The organism is Chloroflexota bacterium (assembly GCA_020850535.1).
Classification (GTDB): Bacteria; Chloroflexota; UBA6077; order UBA6077; family JACCZL01; genus JADZEM01.
Window position 1 is genome coordinate 40,884 of the sequence record JADZEM010000206.1, and the last position, 15,480, is coordinate 56,363.

At 69.1% G+C, this 15,480-nt stretch carries 12 protein-coding genes; 6 read left to right on the plus strand and 6 right to left on the minus strand.

Translation table 11 applies throughout. The annotated features are described in order from the left end of the window. Window positions 1–15: 15 nt before the first annotated feature. Window positions 16–1,674, minus strand: a complete 1,659-nt coding sequence (locus IT306_29135) for a thiamine pyrophosphate-binding protein (protein MCC7372513.1) — start codon at window positions 1,672–1,674, stop codon at window positions 16–18. Window positions 1,675–1,795: 121 nt separating this feature from the next. Continuing rightward, window positions 1,796–2,701: a L,D-transpeptidase gene (locus tag IT306_29140; GenBank protein ID MCC7372514.1), complete on the minus strand. Its 906-nt coding sequence runs from the start codon at window positions 2,699–2,701 to the stop codon at window positions 1,796–1,798. Between the two features lie 231 nt (window positions 2,702–2,932). Between IT306_29140 and IT306_29145 the strand changes: the two genes are divergently transcribed. The 5 genes from IT306_29145 (at window position 2,933) to IT306_29165 (ending at window position 8,039) form a co-directional block, all read left to right on the plus strand. After that, window positions 2,933–4,279 (plus strand): ABC transporter substrate-binding protein, encoded by a 1,347-nt coding sequence (locus IT306_29145; protein ID MCC7372515.1) that lies wholly within the window; start codon window positions 2,933–2,935, stop codon window positions 4,277–4,279. Window positions 4,280–4,482: 203 nt separating this feature from the next. Continuing rightward, window positions 4,483–5,538 carry a branched-chain amino acid ABC transporter permease gene (locus IT306_29150; protein ID MCC7372516.1) on the plus strand — a complete coding sequence of 352 codons (1,056 nt, stop codon included), beginning with the start codon at window positions 4,483–4,485 and terminating at the stop codon, window positions 5,536–5,538. Window positions 5,539–5,545: 7 nt separating this feature from the next. Next, window positions 5,546–6,460 carry a branched-chain amino acid ABC transporter permease gene (locus IT306_29155; protein MCC7372517.1) on the plus strand — a complete coding sequence of 305 codons (915 nt, stop codon included), beginning with the start codon at window positions 5,546–5,548 and terminating at the stop codon, window positions 6,458–6,460. Further along, window positions 6,457–7,323: an ABC transporter ATP-binding protein gene (locus IT306_29160; GenBank protein ID MCC7372518.1), complete on the plus strand. Its 867-nt coding sequence runs from the start codon at window positions 6,457–6,459 to the stop codon at window positions 7,321–7,323. The genes IT306_29155 and IT306_29160 overlap by 4 nt, the downstream gene beginning before the upstream one ends. 8 nt (window positions 7,324–7,331) lie before the next feature. Continuing rightward, window positions 7,332–8,039 carry an ABC transporter ATP-binding protein gene (locus IT306_29165; GenBank protein MCC7372519.1) on the plus strand — a complete coding sequence of 236 codons (708 nt, stop codon included), beginning with the start codon at window positions 7,332–7,334 and terminating at the stop codon, window positions 8,037–8,039. Window positions 8,040–8,161: 122 nt separating this feature from the next. On the opposite strand, the gene IT306_29170 is transcribed toward IT306_29165, so the two are convergent. After that, window positions 8,162–9,109, minus strand: a complete 948-nt coding sequence (locus IT306_29170) for a cyclase family protein (protein MCC7372520.1) — start codon at window positions 9,107–9,109, stop codon at window positions 8,162–8,164. An 80-nt stretch (window positions 9,110–9,189) separates the two neighbouring features. On the opposite strand from IT306_29170, the gene IT306_29175 reads away from it, so the two are divergent. Further along, the gene (locus tag IT306_29175) at window positions 9,190–10,155 is read left to right on the plus strand and encodes a hypothetical protein (protein ID MCC7372521.1); all 966 of its coding nucleotides are present in this window, start codon (window positions 9,190–9,192) and stop codon (window positions 10,153–10,155) included. 6 nt (window positions 10,156–10,161) lie between these two features. On the opposite strand, the gene IT306_29180 is transcribed toward IT306_29175, so the two are convergent. The 3 genes from IT306_29180 to IT306_29190 all read right to left on the minus strand — a co-directional run bounded on the left by IT306_29180 (window position 10,162) and on the right by IT306_29190 (window position 15,157). Continuing rightward, window positions 10,162–11,421 (minus strand): MFS transporter, encoded by a 1,260-nt coding sequence (locus IT306_29180; protein ID MCC7372522.1) that lies wholly within the window; start codon window positions 11,419–11,421, stop codon window positions 10,162–10,164. Window positions 11,422–12,042: 621 nt separating this feature from the next. Then, window positions 12,043–12,516, minus strand: coding sequence for a hypothetical protein (locus tag IT306_29185; GenBank protein MCC7372523.1), 474 nt, complete (start codon window positions 12,514–12,516; stop codon window positions 12,043–12,045). 205 nt (window positions 12,517–12,721) lie between these two features. Further along, window positions 12,722–15,157 (minus strand): DEAD/DEAH box helicase, encoded by a 2,436-nt coding sequence (locus IT306_29190; protein ID MCC7372524.1) that lies wholly within the window; start codon window positions 15,155–15,157, stop codon window positions 12,722–12,724. Between the last annotated feature and the right edge of the window lie 323 nt (window positions 15,158–15,480).

Here is a 15,480-nt window from a genome sequence, read left to right on the forward strand (position 1 = left end):
GCCGTGCCGCCTGGCTCAGACATCCTGGCCAAACCAGAGCCGGCTGTACGGCACGCTGATGACGCTCCGCGAGACACGGATGTCCAGCACCATCGGGCCGTCGCCTGCCACGAACTCGTCGATGCCGGCCTGGACCTCCTCGAGGGTGCGGGCCTGCATCCCTCGACACCCGAACGCCCGAGCCACCGCTCCCAGATCCGGCGTCGTGATGACGGAGGCGCGCGTGTCCATCTTCTTCGAGACGAATTTCTGGTACTCGGCCCCAAGCGCCTCGTCGTTGAAGACGGCCACCAGCAGCTTGACGCCTAGTCGGGCCGCCGTGTCCAGCTCGGAGGCGTGCATCAACACACTGGCGTCGCCGTCCACCACGGCGAGCGGCTGACCGTTCAGCGCCACCGCCGCCCCGATGCCTGTCGGCAACGCCTGCCCGATGCATCCGAACGTGTTGATCGTCCAGGTCGGGCGGCGGGGCTTGCGCATGAAGATCGCCGTGATGCCCGAGCAGTGCCCGGTCCCGTGGATCACGCCGACCTCGTCTGGCAGCCGCTCGTCCAGCATCGCGGCGACGCGGCGTGGATCGACCGTGCCCGGTTCCAGCTCGAACTCGCGGGGGTCGGGATCGTATTCGCTGAGGATCGCACGGGTCTCGGCAGTGCGATAGCCGGTCTGGGCGTGGCCCTGCGCCGCCAACTGCTGCTCGATTAGCTCGACCGTCAGGCGGGCGTCGCCCTGCAAGTAGTGGTCGGCCCGCTTGCCGTTGCCCATCACGATGGCCGGCTTTAGATCGATCTGCACGTAGCGGGCGTTCGGGAAGATGTAGCCGTGCTCGGTGGTGTAGTGGTTCAGGCTCGCGCCGACCCCGATCACGCAGTCGGCATCGGCAAACAGCTCGATGGTGGTCTTGGTGGCGTAGAGGCCGGACACGCCGACGTGGTACTCGTTCTCGCCCAGCCAGCCCTTCATCGGGAGGGTCGTGGCGACCAGCGCCCCGATACGGTCGGCCAGCCGAAGCACGGCCTCGCCGGCATCCGCCTTCGCCGCCCCCTGGCCGACCACGATGACTGGCTTCTCGCTCTCGGCAATCGTCGCCAGGGCGCTGCGGAGTCGGGATGGATCGGGCTGGACCCGCTGCAGGCCCGGCAGCAGCGTCGTGGACGGCTCGTACTCGTCGCCCTCGCCGTCGTAGGCCAGTTGCTGCACGTCCATCGGCGCGTTCAGCACGATGGGCCGCGACTCCACCCGCGCGCGGAAGAACGCCTCGCGGACGGCGTCGTCCACGCCGCCGGCTGTCCAGATCGGGACGAAACCGGCGCCGGTGGCGTCGACGAACTTCTGCTGATCCATCTTCTGGACCGCGTCATGGTCGCTGAGGGCCGTCTCGCCGGCGAAGACGACCATCGGCACGTTGGCCTTGACCGCCACCATCAGCGAGGTGGCGAGCTGGCTGAGGCCCGGTCCCTGGGTGACGGTGCAGATGCCAGGCTGGCCGGTGGCGCGCGCCCAGCCCTCGGCCATCGTGAGGGCCGTACCCTCGTGGCGCGTCTCGTGGATGGACACGCCGGGGTGCTGGTCGAGCGTGTGCCACCAGTACATGTTGCCGTTGCCCATCAGCCCGAAGACGGTGGTCACGCCCTCCTTGACAAAGGTGTTCGCCAGGGCTTCGTAGACCTTCATGCCGCCAGACTCCTTTGTCCTCTCGACTGCTGACGGCAACATAGCACGCCCCCGCTTTCCAGCACAGAAGGCAGGGGCGCGAGCCAGTTGCTTTTCGGGCGTCGGACGGCAGGGCCTCGGGCTACACGTGGATGTCGACCGGCGTCCCCAGCGGCGCCCAGTTCCAGAACCAGAGCGAGTCGTCGTAGCTCATGCCCAGGCACCCGTGGCTGCCGGCATAGCCCCAGTTCGACGACCAGTAGTTCAGGTGGATGGCGTGGCCCGAGCCGGTGAAGTACTGGGTGAACAGCACGTTGGGCACATCGTAGCCCGGGCCGCGCATCCGCTCGTTCGCCACCCGCGAGATCGTGCGGAACGTGCCGATGGGCGTCTCCCAGCCGGCCGTGCCGTGGATCGCCAGCGCCGAGTAGACCGCCTTGCCGTCCTCGTAGGCGGTCACGATGGTCGGCCCAGGCAGCAGCACGTCGATCCACTTGCCGGACGTTGGCGGCGCGATCCTGGCCGGCAGCCGGACCTGATCCTCCATCGCGAAGGTGCCGTCCTGGAGCCGATACCAGCGCTGGCCGTCCTCGCCCTCGACGAGATCCTGCACCAGCAGCACGTCGTTGTGATCGAGGTCGACCGCCCACAGCTGGTCGTCGGCGGTGGGCTCGCGGTAGATGCTGGCCGTGCCAGACGCGCGGGCCGGCAGGTTGATGCTGCTCAGGACGCGCGGGCCAGCCAGGTAGGCCGCCGAGGGCGCGGTGCTCGGCCCGACCAGGCCGGCATCGACATAGGCGAACCCCTGGGTCTTCGGGTTGAAGACGTAGACGCGGCTGTTCTCGACGGGCCCTTCCAGGCGCAGGTAGGTGAACGGCCGGACCTTGCCGAAGCTGATGGCCGTCGGGCCCGTGTTCGACCAGAGATCGGCTGGCTGCCAGGTCTGAACCCACTGCTCCTGCGCCTGGACGCTGCCAGCCACCAGCGGCGAGAGCGCCAATCCCAGGCCCAGGCCGATGCCGCGCTTCAACAGGTCACGCCGATGCATACCTCGGATCCCTCCGCGCCGTGTCCGCGCAGGGTGGCGGCAAACCCGCACATCCCCGCCATTCTCGCTTCGTTCCAGTATTGCCGACTGTGCCCGTCTCGTCCAGGTCCGAGCAGTCAAGGCAGATACGATCCAGACGGTCGTTTGGATGGCACAGTGTGCGCCGATTTCCGCATCCTTAGGAGTGGCGCCCATCCGCATCATCCTGCAGAGAAGGGGTCCAGGGAAGAGATGTTGAAGCGACGACAGTTCCTGCGCGTCGCGGCACTGGGTCTGCTGGCCACGGCATGTGGTCCGTCCACCCCGGCCGCGCCGACCGCCGCTCCGGCCAAGCCGACCGAGGCCGCCAAGCCAGCGGCCCCCGCCAGCCCGGCCGCGGCGCCCGCGGCCAGCCCGGCTACAGCGGCCAGCCCGGCCGCCGCCGCCAGCCCCGCTGCTGCCGCTTCACCGGCCGCCGCGGCCTCTCCCGCTGCCAGCCCGGCCGCGTCAACGGCACCGGCCGCCAAGCCGGCCGCCAACCTGACCGGCGAGATCCCGATCGGCGCTGTCTGGTCCTTGACGGGCGGCGCGGCGGTGTACGGCCCGCAGCAGAAGAACGGCTCCGAGCTGGCGATGAACGAGATCAACGCCAGCGGCCTGCTTGGCGCGGCTAAGATCAAGCTGATCTTCGAGGACGATCGCTCGGTCAAGGAAGGCGCGATCCCGGCGTTCGAGAAGCTCATCAACCAGGACAAGGTGCCGGCCATCCTCGGGCCGACGCTCTCAAGCTCGGCGCTCGCGTCGGACCCGATTGCCCAGGACAAGAAGGTCGTCGTGATGGCGACCTCCAACACGGCGAACGGCATCCTGGAGATCGGCGACTACATCTTCCGAGACAGCCTGCCCGAGTCGGTCGTGGTGCCGAACACCGTCAAGGTCACGTCGGAAGCGCTCAAGTACAAGAAGGTTGCCGTGATGTACGGCGAGGACGACGCCTTCACCAAGAGCGGCTACGACGTCTTCAAGCAGGCCCTCGCCGATCTCAAGATCGAGACGGCGACCACCGAGACCTTCAAGAAGGGCGACACCGACTTCTCGGCCCAGCTCACCAAGATCAAGACGCTGAACCCCGAGGCGATCGTCCTCTCGGCCCTGGCCGAGGAGGCCGCTGGCATCATGGTGCAGGGGCGGCAGCTCGGCATCCCGGCCAGCGTTCGGTTCATCGGCGGCAACGGTCTCAACTCGGCGCAGCTTGCCAAGCTGGCTGGCCCGGCCGCCGAGGGCGCGATCTCGGGGGCGGCCTGGTTCATCGGGGCGGAGACGCCGGGCAACCAGGCGTTCGTCAAGGCCTACACGGACAAGTACGGCAGCCCGCCCGATCAGTTCGCGGCGCAGGCCTACGCCGGCGTCTACCTGTTGGCCTCGGCCATCCGCGACGCCGGCAAGACGGACAGCCAGTCGATCCGCGACGCCCTGGCGAAGCTCAAGGACGTGGACACCATTCTCGGCAAGTTCTCGGTGGCCGCCAACCGCGAGGCCGTCCACACGCCCATCGTCCAGGAGGTCAAGGACGGCAAGTTCGCCGTCTTCAAGGCGTAGCCTGGGTTCTGGGTTCTGGGTTCTGGGTTCTGGGTTCTGGGTTCTGGGTTCTGGGTTCTGGGTTCTGGGTTCTGGGTTCTGGGGCGCGACTCACCCCGAGCGCGTGACGGGCGGGCCGGTGGCTCGCCCGTCTATCATGTGCGGACGCTTCGTCCCCCTCCTGCCGGCTTGCGCCGAGCACTCGCTCTGGAGCCGTTGGGCCAGTGGAGCAGCTACCTCAGCAGATCGTCAACGGCCTCTGGCAGGGAGGCGCGCTGGCCCTCTTCGCGATGGGGTACACGCTCGTCTTCGGCTCCCTGGACATCGTAAACCTGGCCCACGGCGCGACGTACATGTGGGGCGCATACGTCGGCCTGATGATGGTCACGAAGCTCGGGCTGCCGTTCTGGGCGGCGCTGCCCGCCGCGATGCTGGCCGGCGGCCTGATGGCCGTGCTGCTGGACCTGCTGGCGTTCAAGCCGCTGCGCGCTCTGACCTACGGCGGCCTGGTCCTCTGGGGCGGCTTCCTGGTGCTGTTGCTCGGCGTGGCGAGCCCGTGGGATGTGCAGGCCAGAACGCTGGTCGGCGGCCTCGGCGCCGCGATCGTGCTGGTCGGGGTGGTGATGGACTACCGCGCCATCACTCCGATCCGCACTCAGCAGGCGCCGCCGCTGGCCCCGATGATCTCGTCCATCGGCGCGTCGATCATCCTGATCAGCCTCGCGCAGGGGATCTTCGGCAACCAGGTGTCGCGCTTCCCGCCGGCCGCCTTGCCGATCATGCCGTACCAACTCCCCGGCAACGTCGTCATCGCGCCGATCCAACTGCTGGTGCTCGGGCTGTCGCTGGCGCTGATCGTCGGCCTGCACCTGCTGCTGACCCGCACGGCCGTCGGGCGGGCGATCCGCGCCATCGCCTGGAGCACCCGCACCTCACGGCTGCTGGGCATCAACGTCGATATCGTGGTGGGGCAGACGTTCTTCCTGTCGGGGGCGCTGGCCGGCGCGGCCGGCGCGCTGCTCGGTCTTGCGTTCAATCGCCTCGATCCGCTGATGGGCAACGAAGTCGAGCTGGCCGGCCTGACGGTCATCATCGTCGGCGGGATGGGGTCCGTGGGCGGCGCGGCCGTCGCGGCCTTCCTGGTCGGCATGCTGCGAGTGATGAGCGTGGCCTACCTCGACAGCTCTTTCCGCGACGCCTTCGTCTTCGCGCTGCTGATCGCCGTCTTGCTGGTGCGGCCGTCTGGCCTGTTCGGGCGCGGGCGCGCGGTGCGAGCCTGATCCGTCGATGTTCGAGTGGATCGCCAACAACCAGTCGATTGTCAACTTCGTGTTGATCAACATCGCACTGGGCCTGAGCATCTACCTGACGCTCGCAACGGGGCTGCTCTCGCTGGCCAACGCCGGCTTCATGGCCATCGGGGCGTACACCGCCGCCGTGCTCGCCAGTCAGGCCGGCGTCTCGCTGTTCGTCTCGTTCTTCGTGGCCCTGGTGCTGGCGGCGGCGGTGGCGTTTCCGTTCGGGCTGGCCGTGCTGCGGCTCCGCGACGTGTACCTCGCTATCGCCACGTTGGGTTTCGTGCAGATCGTCAACGTGCTGGCCCTCAACGGCGACAAGATCCTGCGGGCAATCAGCGGCAACCCCGAGCTGACGGTCTTCCGGGGAGCCGAGGGGATCACCCTGCCGTACGTCTCGCCGCGGATCGTCTTCGGGCTGCCTGAGACGACCTGGCCCCTCCTGCTCTACGTGCTGGCGCTGATCGTCATCCTGGCGGTCCTGAGACGGTCTCACGAGGGTCGGGTGCTTGCCGCCGTCCGCCTGGACGAGTCGGCCGCCGCCACACTCGGCATCAACGTGGTCCGCTACAAGCTGCTGGCCTTCGTGCTCGGCGCGATGATGGCGGCCGGCGTTGGCGTCCTCAGCACGCCGATCATTCGCGTGATCGACCCGCGAAACTACGTCTTTTCGCGGGCCGTGGACATCCTGGCCTACGCGATCCTCGGCGGCGTCGCCCACTGGAGCGGGCCGCTGGTCGGCGCGACGGTCCTGACGCTGCTGCCCGAGACGCTCCGCTTCTTGCAGGAGCAGCGGGAGATCGTCAACGGCCTGATCATCATGCTGTCGATTATCTTCCTGCCCCGTGGGCTGGCCGATCCGCGCTTCTGGGGCGGCCTCTTCAAGCGCCGAAAGCCGGCGACGTGAGCGCGCCGGGAGTCTCCGATCCGGTTGCGCGTCGACCGACGAGCACACCGCGCCTCGCCGTACGTGGATTGACACGCCGTTACGGTGGTCTGGCCGCGCTGGAGGACGTCTCGTTCGACGTGGCGGCCGGCACCGTCTGCGGGCTGATCGGTCCGAACGGCGCCGGCAAGACGACCCTCCTCAACGTCGTCAGCGGGCTGACGCCGCCGACCAGCGGTGGCGTCGAGCTTGACGGACTGCAGCTCAGCGGGCAGCCGGCCCATGTCGTCGCGGCGATGGGCGTCGCTCGGACATTCCAGAATATCCGCCTCTTCACGGATCTCTCGGTTCTGGAAAACGTGATGGTCGGGTGGCATCTGCGCCGGCACGCCACCCTGATCGAATCGTTGCTCGGGCTGCCGCGCGCCCGCCGTGAGGAGCGCGAAGCCCGCGAAGCGGCCCAGGCCTTGATCGAGCGGTTGGGCATGGCTCACCTTGCCGCGTCCGAGGCTGGCGCGCTCTCCTACGGCGATCAACGCCGGGTCGAGATCGCGCGCGGCCTGGCGCTCGGGCCGAAGCTGCTGCTGCTCGACGAGCCGGCGGCTGGCCTGAACGCGACGGAGACGGCCAGCCTCGCCGAGTTCCTGGCGGGGCTGCGGGCCGATGGACTGACGCTGCTGGTCATCGAGCACGACATGGAGCTGATCATGCGGCTCTCGGATCTGGTGGTTGTGCTGAGCTTCGGCCGCAAGATCGCCGAAGGGCCGCCAGCCCAGATCCAGCAAGACCCCCGCGTCGTCGAAGCGTACCTGGGCGACGACGACGGCGGCGACCTCCCCCTCCCCATGCCCGATCAGCAGCCCGGACGCGAGGCAAGCCCGTGAGCGACCCGCTGCTCGCCGTCGAGGGGCTGGAAACGTGGTACGGCGGTATCGCTGCGTTGCGCGGCGTCACCTTCGAGGTGCCGAGCGGCACGGTCGTGGCGCTGGTCGGGGCGAACGGGGCGGGGAAGTCCACCACCCTCAACACCGTCAGCGGTCTGCTCGTGCCGCGCGCCGGCTCGGTGCGCTTCGACGGCAAGGAGATCGGCGGCTGGCGGGCGGACCGCATCGCCAGCCTGGGCCTCGTCCAGGTGCCGGAGGGTCGGCAGGTGCTGGCGCCGCTGACCGTCGAGGAGAACCTGCTGCTTGGCGCGTACACCCGTCGCGACCGCGAGGTTCGCGCCGACCTCGACGCGACGTTCGTGCGCTTCCCGCGCCTCGCCGAGCGCCGCTATCAGTTAGCTGGCTCATTGTCCGGCGGCGAGCAGCAGATGCTGGCCATTGGTCGGGCGCTGCTGGCCCGCCCGCGCCTGCTGATGCTGGACGAGCCGTCCCTCGGCCTTGCGCCGCTGATCGTGGCCGACGTGTTCCGCCTGATCGCCGACCTGAAGGCCCAGGGTTCCACGATCCTGCTGGTGGAGCAGAACGCCCGCCGGGCGCTGGCCGTCGCGGACACGGCTCACGTGCTGGAGGGCGGCCGGATCACGCGATCTGGCCCGGCTGCCGCCCTGCGCGATGACCCGGCCATCGTGGCCGCCTACCTCGGTCACCGCGCCTGAGCCGGCCATTTCGCTGGTCAGAACGCCGACTGGGGGGCCGGGACGCCCTCGCCCCCCCCTGCGCCGGCGAACCGGGAGCGAGGGCGTAGCGGTAAGGCAGGGCCAGTTCAGTCGGTGGCGCGCTAGAACACGGCGATGGGGTTCACTGGCGACCCGGTCACCGTCGGCAGCCGCAGCGGGTTGATGCCGATCAGGAACTCCCAGCGGTTGCGGGCCACGCAGGCCTCCGAGAGATCGTCCAGCCAGGCGTTGTCGAGGATCCACAGCCCGAGCGCCACGATCCCCACCTGGTGGACCGGGTTCGAGAAGCGCGGGTACGGCGATGGCGCGACGTCGTTGCCGGTATCAGTGCCCATCACGGCGACGCCCCGCTCTTTGAACAGCGGCAGCAGTTCGGGCTTCGGGCCGGCGCTGCCGGCTACGTTCACGTCGACGGCGCCGTACTTGTCCCGTGCGCCGAGCTGGCCCGTCCGCATCAGCAGCACGTCGCCCTCTTCGATCTTGAACCCGCACTGCTGCTCGGCCCGCTCGATGTCGTCCAGGCCGACGCCGTCGCCGCGCTCGATGAACTCGACGCCGCGCAGCCTGGCCGCGTCGACCAGGACGCCTCGCGTCAGGATGCCCTTGTTCGCGACGTTGACGTCGTGGCTGAGCGCGCCGTCGCGGCTGTCGATCAGCGCCGACGACGCGCCGTTGTACATGTGCCCGTCCCACATGAAGTGGCAGAGGCTGTCGACGTGCGTGATCGTGTGCCCGTGGAAGACCAGCCCGAAGTAGTCCACCACGGCCTGTCGGTCGGGGCCTTCGCCGGGACGATACTTGTCGCCGCCGCCGATCATGAAGTGCTGTGGCTGACGCGTGATGTCGGCGGCCGGCGTCCAGGTGATGTCGCGGGCGCAACTGACGGTGACGCCTTCCTGCACGAGCCCCAGCGCCTGCTTCGTCTTCTCGGGTGAGAGCAGGTTGAGGGTGCCCTTCTGATCGTCCTTGCCCCAGCGGCCCCAGTTCGAGAGCGATTGCATCCACTCCAGCAACTGATCCTGAGTTGGCTGTCGGCTGTTGTCTGGCATCGTCGTTCCTCCCAGGCCGCATGGTAGCCGGGGTGGCCGCATCGTCGTCGGCCGGCCCGACCGGCTACACTGGCGACGCTATGAGCGATCGACCATCGACGACGGACGCCTCAACGCTCGCCCCTGCCCCCGCCACCGACGACCCGATCCTGGCGCGTGCTTTGCTGGCGGTGGGCCGTACGCGAGCGCTCGGATTGCACTTCTACGGCCACTTCATCGGGATCGGGGCCGGCGGCGCGGAGGGCGGTCGGTCGCACCTGACCGTCGAGGGCGAGCCTGAGACCACCGGTGTGGCCGGCGTCTCGCCCGTGGCTCTCGCGACCGTGGCCGACCTTGCCATCGGCGGCGCGATCCGCTCCCATCTGGAGCGCGGCTCGCGCCTCGCAACGGCGACTCTGACGGTGCAGCATCCGCCGACGGCGACCAGCGGGCCAGTGGTGGCGCACGGCGAGGCCGAGGAGCACCCGGCCGAGCAGCGGGCTGGCCGCTGTCTGCTGGTCGGTCCTGGCGGACGGCCGGTCGGCCACGCCCAGGGCTGGTTCGCCGCGTTGCCGCCGCCGACCGGCTGGATCCAGCGCCCGATGCCCTGGGAGCACGACGAGATGCCGCCGGTTGATGTGCCGACCCTCGCTCAACTGTCAGACGACGAGGCGCGGGCGGTGGCGGCGGCCCAGGCGGCGGCGGACCGGGCGCGCGTGCGCGGCACCTCCATCTCGGAGGAGCTGCTCCATTTTCGCTGGCAGCCGGCCCTCGACGATCACGCTGTCGGCGAGCTGACCAACGGCCCCGAGCTGGCGAATCGAGTCGGCCACATTCAGGGCGGCGCGATGTACGGGGCAGCGGCCATCGTGGCGGCGCAGGCCCTCGACCTGCCGCTGTCTTCGCTGGTGGAGGGCCAGTACCAGTTCATGCGGCCAGCCGACGGCGCGACAGTCCAGGGCGAGGGGACGGTGCTGCGGCGTGGCCGGCTGGCGGGCTTCGCCGAGGCCCGGCTGTTCGTGGGAGGCAAGCTGGTCGGCATCGGGCTGTTCTCGTTCAGAGGCTGACCGCCGCTACGACGCCGTAGCGGCAACCTCTGGATCTGGCGACCGCGACGGGATCATCATGAGCACCAGGATGCCGGCCAGGAAGTAGCCGAGCCCCTGGATGTTGAGCAGCGCCACCACGCCGAGCCAGCCCGCCAGCAGACCGGCCAGCCCGGTCCCAACGAGGCTGGACAGGGAGGCGGCGGCCATCAGCCCGCCCATCACCCGGCCGCGATACTCGTCCCCGGTCGCAAGTTGGCCGAGTGTGGACAGGCCGACCTGGAGCGCCGCAATCGGCAGCCCCACGATCCCCATGAACAGCAGCGCCGGCCACAGACCGGGGATCACGACCGAGTAGTTGAACGTCAGCCAGTCCATGATCGCCAGCCCGATGGCCCCGCCGCCAATCATCCGGGCCGGTCTCCAAGCCGGGCTGCACCACGCCAGCGCCAGGCTGCCAAGGAGCCCACCGACTGCCTGCGCCGCCACCACCCAGCTGACGCCAAGCTCATCGCTCGCCAACACCTCGATGACGAACGGCACCATCAGCGCACCCATGATGCCCTCGCCAAGCGCGGTGATGAAGGTGAACGCCAGCAGCACCGACAGCGTGCGTGAGCCCAACATGACCCGGACGCCGGACAGCCACTCGTGCCAGACCGCGCCGATGGCCGACGTCGCCCGCGTTGGCTGTTCGGACGTCTGAGGGCGAGTGTCGCCCGTCGTCACACTGACGAGCAGTGCTGCCGCGAGAAACGAGGCCGCATCCACGACGGCGACCCCGGCAAGCCCGGTCAGCCCGATCAGGAAGCCGCCAATCGGTGGACCGATCAGCCGGGCGATGTTGTTGTTGAGCGCGTTCAGCGAGTTCGCGGCGAGCAGTTCGTCGTTCGGCACGAGGCGCGGCAGCAAGGCGTTCTCTGCCGGCGTCACGAACTGCGAAACGCCCGCCTGGGCCGCTGCCACCAGATAGACGAGCCAGAGCGAGTCCGCGCCCTGGGCAGTCAGCAGGGGTAGGAGCGAGGCCGCCAGGATCAGGTTGGCGATGACGAGCGTCTTTCGGCGGTCCCAGCGGTCCACGTACACGCCGGCGACCGGCCCCACGAGCAGGCGCGGGACGATCCGGGCGGCCAGCATCAGGCTGGTGGAGACCGGTGACCCGGTGACCTCGAAGGCGTAGACGGGCAGCGCGATCAGCAGCGCCCAGTCGCCGGCCAGGGAGATCAGCCCGCCCAGCCAGACCAGCGCGAAGTCCCGATTGCGGCCCAGCAGGCCGAGCGACCGCATCTTGCCCCCTGGAGCCCAGATTGTGCGGTCGCCCGGAACAGGTGCTGGCTCCGCCCGTCGCTGACCCGGCCGCTTCCGGCTGAGGCGGCCACCGGGCGCGGCGGGCAACTGGTCTGCGAAGCGCGCAGCCCACGCTTGCCATTGTACTCGGACTGGCGAGGCTTGCGGTCAGGCGAGGAACCGCTTCAAGGTGTGACGGTTCCTCACCAGGAAGCTGCTTGGGCCGCTAGTGGCTCGGCAGGCGTGAATCGCAGGGCTGCTCGGTGCCCATCGTCAACCTGACAGCAGCGAGAAACGCCCTCCCGTCCGTCATCCCGACCCCATTCGGCAAGCTCAGGGCAAGCTACGCGAGGAACGAGCACACCCGTCCGTCATCCCGACCGCGGCGAGGCACGAGCGGAGTGGAGGGATCTTCTCCTTCAGTGGCGTGAGGAGGATCCCTCGACTGCGTTCGCACGCTCACTCCGCTCGGGCTGACGGTGAAGGGAGCAGCCTCACGTCGCTCGGGATGACGGGGGAGGTCTCAGGCTTGCCCTGAGCGTGCCGAATGGGTCGCTTCGCTCGGGATGACGGGGGAAGCATCGAGTGACCCGACCCGGTCGTTCACGACTGACAGGCCACCTAGCGCGCGATCCGGAAGATCGGTCCGAACGGGTGGTACCCCTCGTGCCCGAGGTAGATGTTGTTCGGGCGAATCGGGTGGCCGTCCACGCGCAGATCGAAGGTCAGCCCGGCGCCGCCGCGCACCTTCCACTGGATGGAATCGAGGTGATTCACCGTCTGGAAGCGGACGATCAGCTTCTGGCCGCCGTCGAGCAGCTCGTAGCTGTCGCCGTCCTCCAGGCGAATCTGGTCGATGTCCTCGAACTCGCCGTTGGTGTGGATCACGGCGACAAAGCGCCGCTCCGGACCTGGACCGGTCGTGGCGAGGTGGAAGTCGTTCTCGCCATCGGTCCAGATGTAGTACGCTGAGTCCCCGCCGATCTCCAGCTGCTCCGGACGCCCGTCGAGACGATGCGGCCAGGCAAAGGTCTGGCTGGCCGTCAGCCCGACGAGCAAGAGGGCGGCCCCGACCGCCCTGGTCCACGTACGCATGATGGTGTCCTCCGCTGAGCTTGACGTGCAGCGCTGTCGTCAGCTTCAGGATGGCGGAGGGGTGCTAACGTGGGGTTCGACGGATCGTAACGAACTGTCAACGAAGGGTAAGAGATCGTCGACGCTGGGTCGTGGGTCGTGGGTCGTGGGTCGTGGGTCGTGGGTCGTGGGTCGTGGGTCCTGGGTCCTGGGGTGCGGGGCGTGCTCAGCGGCCGGGCCGTTTCGGCCGCAGCTTCCCGCGCGGCTTCGTCGACCGGCTCGGGCCGCCCCGCCGACGCTGTGGCGGCCGACGGTCGGGATAGCTGGGGCCGGGCGCTGGCTCAGGTGGCAGCACCCAGTCGGCATCGCCCTCGGTCTCCTCGGGCGGGCCTTCCAGCGCCCACTTGTACGACTCCTCGACCACCCCGCGCCGCAACAGTCCGTCGGCCTCTTCCATGCGCTCCAGCAGGTCGTCGACGTTGAGGCGATCCGCGCGGCGCGGCGGAACCTCGGCGTGTTCGAGCGCCGCCCGCAGCTGTCCCAGGATGTCGAGCGTCTTCTGGAGCAGCCCGACAAGGTCGCCCTCGACGATCCGGCTCCGCTCCGCGATCTCGCCCAGCTCGTCCCCCTCGGCCCAGGCCAGGGCCACGCCCTTCAGCTCGTCGTTGATCGGCCGGGAGACCTCGACGCGGGCTTTGCGCTCCTCGTCCAGGACGCGGGTCTGGAGGCCGAGCACCTCTTCATGTAGCCGCCGCAGACGGTTGGTGAGCGGCAGCGCTCGCAGTGGGGCTTCGCGGTCGAACGAGAACCAGGCGCAGACCTCGGCGATCTCGGCCGGTTCGAGACCGTCGAGCATCCGCCGCGTCATCAGCTCGGCCAGCGTCAGGGCGTTGGTGTCGAAGATCGAGCGCAGCAGCGAGGCCTTGTAGGTCGGACGCTCGGCTGCGAGATACCCGAACCGCTCCAGCACCTGCCCGAGTCCCGAGACCATCGCGCGGGCCTCGCTGCGCGCCGCCTTGTGGGCCTGATCGAGCGCCCGCTCGGTCTGGGCCAGCTCCTTCGCCAGGTCCCAGGTCAGCGGGTCGCTGGCGGCCTGCGTCGCCATCCGCTCAAAGTGGTCGCGCTGGGCGTCACGCTCCGACGTCAGGTCGCCCAGGCGGGCGTCCTGCTGGAAGCGTCGGAAGCTGCGGGCGTACAGATCGGCCAGCCGCTCCTGGTCGCCGGGCTGCTGCCAGAGGTTCATGGCGGTGCTGTAGCTCGGGCTGAACGCGCTGGTGAGCGGCAGTAGCTCGCCGGTCACGATCTCCAGCGTCCGCTCGAAGCTGACCCACGGCGAGTAGAGGATCACCGAAACGCCGCGCTCGTCGATGCCGCGTCGGCCAGCCCGGCCGGTCATCTGACGGTACTCGTTCGGGGTGATGAGGCGGTGCTGCTTGCCGTCCCACTTCGACATCTCGCCCACGACGACCGTTCGGGCCGGCATGTTGATGCCGAGTGCCAGGGTGTCGGTGGCAAAGACCGCCCGCAGCCGGCCCGACTGGAACAGCTCCTCCACCAGCATCTTGACGACGGGCAGCAGTCCCGCGTGGTGCACAGCGAAGCCGCGCGGCAGCAGCCTGAACAGCAGTCCGATCTGGCGCAGCGCGCGGTCGGCCGGCGAGAGATCGGCCAGCCGCTGCTTGGCCTCCTTGACCAGCTCCATGCCGTGCGGCACGTTCCCGAGCACCACGCAGGCGGCAGCGGCCTCCTCGCAGGCCCGCCGACTGAACTGGAAGTAGATGGCTGGCGTCAGCCGCTCCTTCTCCAGCGCCCGCAGCACCTCCCACGGCTCGGGCTGGCGGCGCTGCTGCGGCTGCTGGCCGCCGGCCCGCCCGCCCCGCCCCGGCTCATCCTCATCGTCGTGCGGGCTGCCCCACTGGCCCGGCCGGGTGATCCTTTTTGCCAGCTCACCGCCGACCCCCCGGAAACTGGCGCGCCGCCGCCCCTCGGCGTCCACGATGACTGCCGCCTTGCCGTCCAGGAAGTACCGGTGCTCCAGCGGCACGGTGCGGTGGTCGTAGAGGACCGTCGTCAGGTCGCCGTGGGCCACTCTGATCCAGTCGGCGACCTCCTCCAGGTTCGGAACGGTGGCCGAGAGGCAGACCAGCTGAATCGCCGGGGGGCTGAGCAAGATCGACTCTTCCCAGGCCGTGCCGCGCTCGGGATCGCCCATGTAGTGGACCTCGTCGAACACGACGACGGCGGCCTCATCGGGCAGGCGGCGGCCCTGAACCAGCATGTTTCGCAGCACTTCGGTGGTCATCACCAGCAGGCTGCCGTTCGGGTTGACGACGATATCGCCCGTGAGCAGGCCCGGCTCGTGCCCGGGCGGCAGGATGCCTCGCTCCGTCGCTCGCTCCATCAAGGCTCGAAAGTCGCGCAGCTTCTGGTTGGACAGCGCCTTGATCGGCGTGGTGTAGAGGGCGCGCGCACCGCGACGCAGGGCGTCAAGCGCCGCGAACTCGGCGATCGCCGTCTTCCCGGTGCCGGTCGGGGCGGCCACCAGCACCGACCGTCCGCTCAGGTACGCCTCGATGGCCTCGGCCTGAAAGGGATCCAGCCGAAAGCCGATCAGCGATTCGAACGTAGCCAGATCGAGAGGTGGGAGGATCGCGGGTGACATCAGGCTCCTGGCGGACGGGAATGGGAGTACGGTAGAGGCTGTCTGCTGCTTCAACGAGCGTCTCGGCTAGATGGTAGTACCTGGAAGCCTCGGCGCGCGGCATCTCGGCCGGTTGGACTCTTGCCCGTGATGTTCGATGCGCAGTGAGATGCCAGGGCGATTGCATGTTCATTGGTGTCCCCGAAGCATCATGGAACGGGCGGTCGGGGACTGAAGTCCCCGCCTACAGTCACACCGTCGCTGCGCGACGGCCGTGGGGAACGGCAGGCACTGGTGCGACTGGCGCGTCGCGCAGCGACTGCAGGATGGTAGGCGGGGCTTTC

Excerpts from the sequence above, each read along its gene's own strand:
- IT306_29170 (MCC7372520.1), bottom strand. The coding sequence starts at position 9,109 with ATGCCAGACAACAGCCGACAGCCAACTCAGGATCAGTTGCTGGAGTGG.
- IT306_29185 (MCC7372523.1), bottom strand. The coding sequence starts at position 12,516 with ATGCGTACGTGGACCAGGGCGGTCGGGGCCGCCCTCTTGCTCGTCGGG.
- IT306_29190 (MCC7372524.1), bottom strand. The coding sequence starts at position 15,157 with ATGTCACCCGCGATCCTCCCACCTCTCGATCTGGCTACGTTCGAATCG.
- IT306_29155 (MCC7372517.1), top strand. The coding sequence starts at position 5,546 with ATGTTCGAGTGGATCGCCAACAACCAGTCGATTGTCAACTTCGTGTTG.
- IT306_29140 (MCC7372514.1), bottom strand. The coding sequence starts at position 2,701 with ATGCATCGGCGTGACCTGTTGAAGCGCGGCATCGGCCTGGGCCTGGGA.
- IT306_29180 (MCC7372522.1), bottom strand. The coding sequence starts at position 11,421 with ATGCGGTCGCTCGGCCTGCTGGGCCGCAATCGGGACTTCGCGCTGGTC.
- IT306_29145 (MCC7372515.1), top strand. The coding sequence starts at position 2,933 with ATGTTGAAGCGACGACAGTTCCTGCGCGTCGCGGCACTGGGTCTGCTG.
- IT306_29175 (MCC7372521.1), top strand. The coding sequence starts at position 9,190 with ATGAGCGATCGACCATCGACGACGGACGCCTCAACGCTCGCCCCTGCC.
- IT306_29135 (MCC7372513.1), bottom strand. The coding sequence starts at position 1,674 with ATGAAGGTCTACGAAGCCCTGGCGAACACCTTTGTCAAGGAGGGCGTG.